Raw genomic sequence first — 7,817 nt, forward strand, 5'->3', positions numbered from 1 at the left:
ATGAAGCGTTTGTATTACGGTCTTGGAAAAGCTAAATTTTTAGAATACCTTTTGTTTGCGGTCTTCCTACTATTTTTCTATGGACCTCTGTTTCATATGCTGACTCTGTCCTTTGCAGGCCAATATGAATACCCTGATGTAATTCCAAGAACCTTTGGGTTCAAGTGGTGGAATTATATCCTGACAAAGGGCCAGATGGTGGAGTCGATCGGAATGTCCCTGATGCTGGCTGTTGTGGTAACCTTATGTTCTCTTATCATATGCTTGCCAGCAGCTTATGCCATTGCAAGATTTTCGTTTAAAGGAAGAAGCCTGGTGCGGCTGAGTTTCCTTCTTACCAATGCATTTCCCAAAATGGGAATCTATACGGCCATGGCAGTGGTGTTTTATAAGCTTAAGCTGATTGGGACGTTTCCGGGAGTGGTGCTGGTGCATATCGTAAATACCATGATGTTTATGGTTTGGATCCCCAGCGGTTCCTTCCGGACCGTTCATATCCAGCAGGAAGAAAGCGCAAGAGATGTGGGGGCGTCTCCGCTCCGGGTATTTTTTCAGATCACAATGCCAATGGCCTGGCCGGGAGTGGTGGTAGCATCTTTGTATACCTTTTTAGGCTCCATGGAGGAGGCCCAGGGAACGCTTCTCATTGGTCTGCCTGGCATTCATACCATGCCAAGTGAACTATATGGAATTATAATGTCATTTCCGGAAACAGCAGGAGCCGTATTTTCCATGATCCTGTTAATACCTTCCATTATTCTGTTGATTATATTCCGTAAATATTTAAGTGCAGAAACGTTGTCAAATGGTCTGAAGATGTAGTTGAAGAAAATGGAGGCGTCAGAAATATGAAAGAAAAAATGGTTATACAAGGTCTTACAAAAAAATTCAGTGCCACAGAGGGAGTGGAAGGAATCAATCTATCGGTTTATGAAAATGAACTGCTGACTTTGCTTGGTCCGTCCGGTTGCGGGAAAACAACGATTTTAAGGGCCGTAGGAGGATTCCATAAAATCGATTCCGGCACGATTCTGTTAGACGGCATGGAAATACAGGAGCTTCCTCCGGAAAAACGTCCTACGGGGATGGTATTTCAAAGCTATAATCTGTGGCCTCACATGACTATTTATGAAAATATGGCATTTGGCTTAAAGCTGAGAAAAGTTCCCAGGGACCGGATGCAAAAGGATATCATGGAGATGCTTGCTATGGTAAATATGGATGGTAGTGAAAAAAAATATCCCACCCAGCTATCCGGGGGACAGCAGCAGAGAATTGCCATTGCCAGGGCCCTTGTTTTAAAACCGTCCCTTCTGCTGTTGGATGAGCCTTTTTCTGCACTGGATGCCAAGATCAGGGGCCAGATGAGGGAGGAGTTAAAGCGTATCCAGAAGGAGGCAGGAATCACGGTGGTGTTTGTTACCCATGACCAGGAAGAGGCCATGGCGATTTCAGACCGGATTGCAGTTTTGAACCGGGGAACCATTGAACAAATCGGGCAGCCCACCGAAATATATGACAGCCCGGCAAACCGCTTTGTGGCTGGTTTCATAGGTGAGATGAACTTTATGGAAGCAGAGGGAAGAACGGTTGCGGTCAGGCCGGAGGATGTCATGCTTTCGCCGTGTCAGCCGGAAGAGAGTGATTACAGGGTCATTCAGATCATGCCCCTGGGACATTATGTTCAAATACTGGTACAAACACCTGAAAATCAGATCGTAAAGGCATTCATTCAAAAGGAAGAGGCCGGAAATTATAAAACCAATCAGCCGGTTCTTATAAATTTTATCAATCAGAAAAACTTCGCAGCTTCTTAACAGAAAAGACAAACACAAAAAGGAGATTCGTGTCATGAAACAGAGTTGGAAAAAAACAATAAAAAAGGGAATGTGCCTTCTTACGGCCGGAGCAATGCTTGTTTCTTTAAGCGGCTGCAGCAGTGCTGCCAATTCAGGGAAAGGTGATGTTCCTGTTGTTACTATATGGGGAAATGGGGGACAGGAAGTAAGAGAAGCCCTGCAGGCTATTGCAGACAGCTACAATAATTCTCCGGAGTATAATAAAAAAGCAAAAGTGGAGATTCAGTTTGTCGTATCAGGTACAAGTGAACAGAGCCTTCCGGACCGGCTGGCAGCAGCTTATAAAGCGGGTGAGACAGATACGGATTTTGATTTGATTGCAACTGATGACAGTGCGATTGCAGGAATACTGGCGCAAACCAGTCAGGATTTTTTTGAAACCATCGATACCTCTAAGATCCCCAATTACCAGAATCTGATTTTTAAAAAAAATATTATAGGAGATACCTTTATTCCCTACCGCGGAACTTCTGTTTATCTGGCGTATAATTCAGAGGCAGTTCCTGAGCCGCCTAAGACAGCGGACGAGTTATACCAGTGGATCAAGGATCACCCCGGACGTTTTTCCTATAATGATCCGTCCACAGGAAACTCGGGTTTTTCATTTACAGCAAATACGATCTATAACCAGCTTCCAGAAGAAGCCGCCACCTCATCCGATGAAAAATGGATGACAGAGCATACCAAAGAGTGGGACAATGCATTTAAACTTCTGGCTGACCTTCATCCATATCTTTACCAGACCGCAGGCAAGGTACAGTATCCCATGAAAAATGCGGGAACTTTAGATTTGCTTTCCAACAAACAGATTGATATGTGTCCGGCATTTGCAAATATGGTCCTCAGCCAGAAAAGTGAGGGAACGCTGCCTGATTCCATTAAGCTGACACAGTTAAAGGAACCATTTTTAGGAGGCCTTGCAGGGTTTGCCATTCCTAAGATCGCAAAAGACAAAGAAGCTGCCCTTTCTGTGATTGATTACTATTTAAGCTATGAAGCCCAGAAACAGGACTGGAATACCATGTTTGCTTCCCCGGTAGTGGATGCTTCAAAATTGGAGGGTCTGGAACATGCGGACTGGCTGGCGGAGACAGACTTTGATACCATCCGTTATTTCTCTATCGGTACCCTTCAAAATAAAGTGAGAGAACGCTGGGCAGAAGAAATCGGAAGTTTGGCAAGATAATGAGGTTTGGAAATGAAGAATAAAAAGAGCATGGGTTGGCTCCCGTATGTAATGGTTTTTCCGGCATTTGCGGTTATGACTCTGGTTGTTATATTTCCTATCTGTAATACGGTCCTTAAGTCCTTTACAACAGCTTCAAATAGCTTTACATTGGATAATTACCTGTATTTCTTTACCAGCAGGGATGCAGTGGAAAGTCTGGTTTTTACAATGGCGGAGGCATTATGCACCATGATCTTTGGAATTACTTTCAGCTTTCTTCTGGCTCTTTATTTAAGATTTTCCAAAAGCAGAATCAGCAGGATCATGGGAAGGCTATATCTTCTGCCACGTTTTATTCCGGGAATTGCAGCCGTATATGCGGTGATGAATGTAATAAAAGATTCGGGCTTTATCAACCGGTTTCTGCAGCTGTTCGGAATTATGTACCAGCCGGGACTCCTTTACGATATCAAAGGCATTGTTTTATGTAATTTATGGTTTAATATTCCTTTTTCTGCCATGCTTTTATCGGCTGCATTATCCTCCATCAATGATTCTTACGTGGAAAGTGCCAGGGACGCAGGCTGTTCCTGGCGGGGGATATTGCGGTACATCATACTGCCTCTTACCTATAAAGATCTGATCGTGGCAGCAACGTTTATCCTGATGGGACAGGTGGGTGCATTTACAATACCATATCTGACAGGACCTAATAATCCAAAGATGATGGGAATCCTCCTGTACCAGCAGGTGAATACTTATCTGGATTACCAGAGAGCAGCGGCTTTTTCTGTCCTGATGTTCTTATTATGCCTTGGCGGGGCGGTTGTTTACATTAAGAGCAATATGAAAGACGAGGTATGGGAAAATGGAAAATAGTAAGATTCAGGTCTCAAGGCCAGTGGGATCGTATGAAACACTGTAAAAAATAATGGTGTAAATTTTTCAAAAGTAAAAATTTTAAAAGCGTATTTCCTGTGTTTGATTGGTAAAAATAACTCTGAATTTTAGAATACGGAGGATACCAATGGAATCATTACAGGATGTAAAAATCGGAGATACCTGCACCATCAGCTGGATGATGTGTGACCCTCATACCGCAGAGATTATGCAAAGCTATGAATTAAAGGAAGGCATAGCCGTTCGTGTGGTGGGACAATATTATGGGAATGTGATTCTTGGAGTGGGAGAAAAACGGGTAGCTATTGGCAAGGAGATTGCAAAGGAAATCAAGGTGTCCGGGTACTCTTAAGTCCCGGGACGGAGTATTGACAAGCCATGGATTATGCCTCATAATGTACACATACCCCTGGCGGTATATGGAGGTGTTACATGAAAAAATGTATGGATGCCGATAATCTGCACCGGCGCTTAAAAAAAATAATTGGGCAGGTCCAGGCCATCGACCGTATGGTTGATGAGGATGTTCCCTGTGAAGATGTACTGGCACAAATTAATGCAGCAAAGTCTGCGCTCCACAGAGTCGGACAGGTGGTTTTGGAAGGCCACATCAATCATTGTGTCAGAGATGGAATTGAGCATGGAGATGCCGATAAGACGATTGAAAGCTTTACAAAAGCAGTGGAACGTTTTGCCAATATGACTTAAAATCCAAGCGAAAGCCGAGCTGAAATAACAGCCGGCTTTCTTTTTTTGCCTCTTGACAACGCATACCCCTATTGGTATAGTAAAAGTATACAGATACCCCTATGGGTATATAAGGGAGGAAATTATGGAAAAGTTAAAAGAGCTTTTGGAATGGGGCGGCAGTAAGAGAGATATGGTATTTCTGGGAGTTTCTGCGGTGTTTCTCTTCATCAGTCTTTTTGACCTGGTCCCTCTGCCGTTTGATGCGGCATGGGTTCCCATTCTCCTGTGCGGGATTCCGATCATACTGGAAGCCGTGATCGGTCTTGTTACGGAATTTGATATAAAGGCGGATGTGCTGGTTTCCATTGCGCTGATTGCTTCTATCATCATCGGAGAACATTTTGCTGCCGGTGAGGTGGCTTTTATCATGCAGCTGGGTGCCTTGCTGGAGGATTTGACGGTGGAAAAGGCGAGAGCCGGAATCGAAAAGCTGGTGCACTTGACCCCGCGTACTGCCAGAAGACTGGTTTTAAATAAGGAAGAGACCGTTCCGGCAGAGCAGATCAGGGTGGGAGATATTCTGCGGGTGCTGCCGGGGGAAACTATTCCGGTGGACGGTGTGATCCTTTCCGGCCAGACCTCTGTCAATCAGGCGGTAATGACAGGAGAGTCTCTTCCGGTAGATAAAAGCCAGGGAGATGAAGTATTAAGCGGTTCGGTCAACCAGTTTGGTTCCTTTGATATGAAAGCCGTAAAGGTTGGAGAAGACAGCTCCATACAGAGAATGATCCGTCTGGTTCAGTCTGCAGATGCAGGAAAAGCAAAGATCGTGGGAATTGCGGATAGCTGGGCCACCTGGATTGTGGTGATCGCTGTTGTTTCGGCGGCTCTGACCTGGTTTGTCACAGGGGAGATTTTACGGGCAGTCACCATACTGGTAGTATTCTGTCCCTGCGCCCTTGTACTTGCCACCCCGACTGCCATTATGGCGGCCATCGGCAATGCCACCAGACATGGATTCCTGGTAAGGGAGGGGGATGCTCTGGAGCGTCTGGCGTCAGTTAAGAAGGTAACATTTGATAAGACCGGAACTCTGACGTATGGAACACCTGCCGTCTCTCATGTTCAGAGTTTTTTAAAGGAATTATCCGATGAAGAGCTATACGGATTTGCTGCAGGAGCAGAAGCCCGTTCCGAGCACCCGCTGGGGAAAGCCGTGGCCCGCTGCTACCGGGAGACTATTAACAAGGAGGTGCCGGAAGCGTCGTCCTTTGAGATGCTGCCGGGACGGGGAGTGAGCGCTTGCGTAGCTGGAAAAGAGGTTATGGTTGGAAGCCAGGAACTGCTTCTTACAAAAGGGATTTGCCTGAAGGAAGAGGAGGAAGAGAACGGAGAGAAGTATCTCAAGGAAGGCTGTACGGTGGTCTATGTATCGGTTGGAGAAGAGGCGGCGGGTTTTCTGGCGCTGTCTGATACTCTGCGCCAGGAGGCTGTTTCTATGATCGATCAGGTGAAAATGGCAGGGGTTCTGCCGGTACTGCTGACCGGAGACCATGAGAATGCTGCCAATCAGATTGCCGCCCGGCTTCACATCGATGAAGTTCACGCTGAATGCCTTCCGGAGGATAAGATGAAGTGGATCCAGTCCTATGAACAGGGAAAAGAAAATGTCTGTATGATTGGAGATGGGGTAAACGATGCGCCTGCTCTTAAAAAGGCTTATGTGGGAATTGCAATGGGAGGAATCGGTAGTGATATTGCAGTGGATGCGGCGGATATTGCCCTGGTCAATGACGATATAAAGGAAATTCCTCATCTGCTGCGGCTATCCAAACGGATGATGAAGACCATCAAATGCAATCTGGCATTTTCCATGACCCTGAATTTCATTGCCATCCTGCTTGCCATGACAGGAGTATTGAACCCCGTATTCGGTGCGCTGGTACATAATGCCGGTTCCATTCTTGTAATCATCAACTCGGCGTTTCTGCTGAAATGGAAGGAAAAATAAAAAAAACGTGTGTAAGTAAAAACCAGACTTACACACGTTTTTTTATGACTTTTTATCTCTGTTCACATGTTCCTTAATGGCGGCAAAGCTTTCCGCACTGATCACGTGTTCAATCCGGCAGGCATCATCAACGGCAACCTGTGGGTTCACGCCCAGAGTGATGAGCCAGTCAGACAGTAAGGTGTGGCGTTCATACATCTTTTCTGCAATTTCCTGCCCTTCCTTCCGCAGAGAGATGTAGCCATTTTCATCTACTTCAATGTACCCGTTCTCACGGAGATTTTTCATGGCTACACTGACGCTTGGTTTGGAGAAATCCAGTTCTCCGGCAATGTCAATGGAGCGCACATGACCGTTTCGTCTATGAAGCATCAAAATGGCCTCCAGATAGTTTTCAGCAGATTCTTGAATCTTCATAACAACACCTTCTTTCCGCATAATCTATTCTTATTTTAACACAGATCAGCAAGTATTTTCAAGTCAGGTCTTCTTTTCGTTGCTTTTATGTTTTTTAATCATGGTACGAAACTGGCTGATTGTGATTCCAAGGGCCGCACTCGCTGTTTTAAGGCTGTATTCCCTTTGCTTCCACTTTTCGTAAACCGGATAGAACTCCTCCGGAAGAGGGGTTGGGAAACGCCCCAGATGCCGTCCCTGGGCCTTCGCGATAGCAATTCCTTCTGCCTGTCTCTGTTTAATGTTCTCTCGTTCTGCCTGGGCGACATAGGAGAGTAACTGTAAGACAATGTCAGAAATCAGGGTACCGATTAAATCCTTATTGGTCCGCGTGTCAAGAATCGGCATATCAATAATGACAATATCTGCTCTTTTTAATTTGACAATCTCCCTCCACTCCCTTTGAATGTCCTCATAATTTCTTCCCAGCCGGTCAATGCTTTTTACAACAAGTACGTCGCCTTCTTTTAATTTCCGCTTTAATTTCTGATACTGAGGCCTGTTAAAGTCCTTACCTGACAATCTATCACAATAAATGTTTTTTTCTAATACTCCCCATTTGATAAGCTCAACCAATTGCCGTTCTACATTTTGGTCAAGGGTTGATACTCTCACATAGCCGTAAAAATTGTTCATGTTGTTTTTAAAACCTCCTGTCGTTTCTAGTATGGCAGAAAGCGCAGATTTTAAAATAAGACAAGCATACCGTATTGCTAAAAAGGTGTACCTTTTT

At 45.1% G+C, this 7,817-nt stretch carries 9 protein-coding genes; 7 read left to right on the forward strand and 2 right to left on the reverse strand.

Going from position 1 to position 7,817, the window contains the following annotated elements:
- From ACLTWA_RS13285 to ACLTWA_RS13315, 7 genes are all read left to right on the forward strand, one after another.
- Positions 1-822: an ABC transporter permease gene (locus tag ACLTWA_RS13285; protein WP_412328379.1), complete on the forward strand. Its 822-nt coding sequence runs from the start codon at positions 1-3 to the stop codon at positions 820-822.
- A 26-nt stretch (positions 823-848) separates the two neighbouring features.
- Entirely contained in the window at positions 849-1,817 is a 969-nt protein-coding gene (locus tag ACLTWA_RS13290; protein WP_412328380.1) for an ABC transporter ATP-binding protein, read from the forward strand.
- A gap of 34 nt (positions 1,818-1,851) precedes the next feature.
- Positions 1,852-3,045 carry an extracellular solute-binding protein gene (locus tag ACLTWA_RS13295; RefSeq protein ID WP_412328381.1) on the forward strand — a complete coding sequence of 398 codons (1,194 nt, stop codon included), beginning with the start codon at positions 1,852-1,854 and terminating at the stop codon, positions 3,043-3,045.
- Between the two features lie 12 nt (positions 3,046-3,057).
- Positions 3,058-3,906: an ABC transporter permease gene (locus ACLTWA_RS13300; protein ID WP_412328382.1), complete on the forward strand. Its 849-nt coding sequence runs from the start codon at positions 3,058-3,060 to the stop codon at positions 3,904-3,906.
- Positions 3,907-4,054: 148 nt separating this feature from the next.
- The gene (locus ACLTWA_RS13305; RefSeq protein ID WP_412328383.1) at positions 4,055-4,279 is read left to right on the forward strand and encodes a FeoA domain-containing protein; all 225 of its coding nucleotides are present in this window, start codon (positions 4,055-4,057) and stop codon (positions 4,277-4,279) included.
- 80 nt (positions 4,280-4,359) lie between these two features.
- Positions 4,360-4,635: a metal-sensing transcriptional repressor gene (locus ACLTWA_RS13310; RefSeq protein WP_412328384.1), complete on the forward strand. Its 276-nt coding sequence runs from the start codon at positions 4,360-4,362 to the stop codon at positions 4,633-4,635.
- 124 nt (positions 4,636-4,759) lie between these two features.
- Positions 4,760-6,628 (forward strand): heavy metal translocating P-type ATPase, encoded by a 1,869-nt coding sequence (locus ACLTWA_RS13315; RefSeq protein ID WP_412328385.1) that lies wholly within the window; start codon positions 4,760-4,762, stop codon positions 6,626-6,628.
- Positions 6,629-6,670: 42 nt separating this feature from the next.
- Here ACLTWA_RS13315 and ACLTWA_RS13320 read toward each other — a convergent pair whose 3' ends face one another.
- The gene (locus tag ACLTWA_RS13320) at positions 6,671-7,045 is read right to left on the reverse strand and encodes a metal-dependent transcriptional regulator (RefSeq protein ID WP_412328386.1); all 375 of its coding nucleotides are present in this window, start codon (positions 7,043-7,045) and stop codon (positions 6,671-6,673) included.
- Between the two features lie 63 nt (positions 7,046-7,108).
- Positions 7,109-7,720 carry a recombinase family protein gene (locus tag ACLTWA_RS13325; protein ID WP_412328387.1) on the reverse strand — a complete coding sequence of 204 codons (612 nt, stop codon included), beginning with the start codon at positions 7,718-7,720 and terminating at the stop codon, positions 7,109-7,111.
- Between the last annotated feature and the right edge of the window lie 97 nt (positions 7,721-7,817).

Origin of the sequence: Lacrimispora sp. (assembly GCF_046972725.1) — a bacterium.
Lineage (GTDB): Bacteria > Bacillota > Clostridia > Lachnospirales > Lachnospiraceae > Lacrimispora.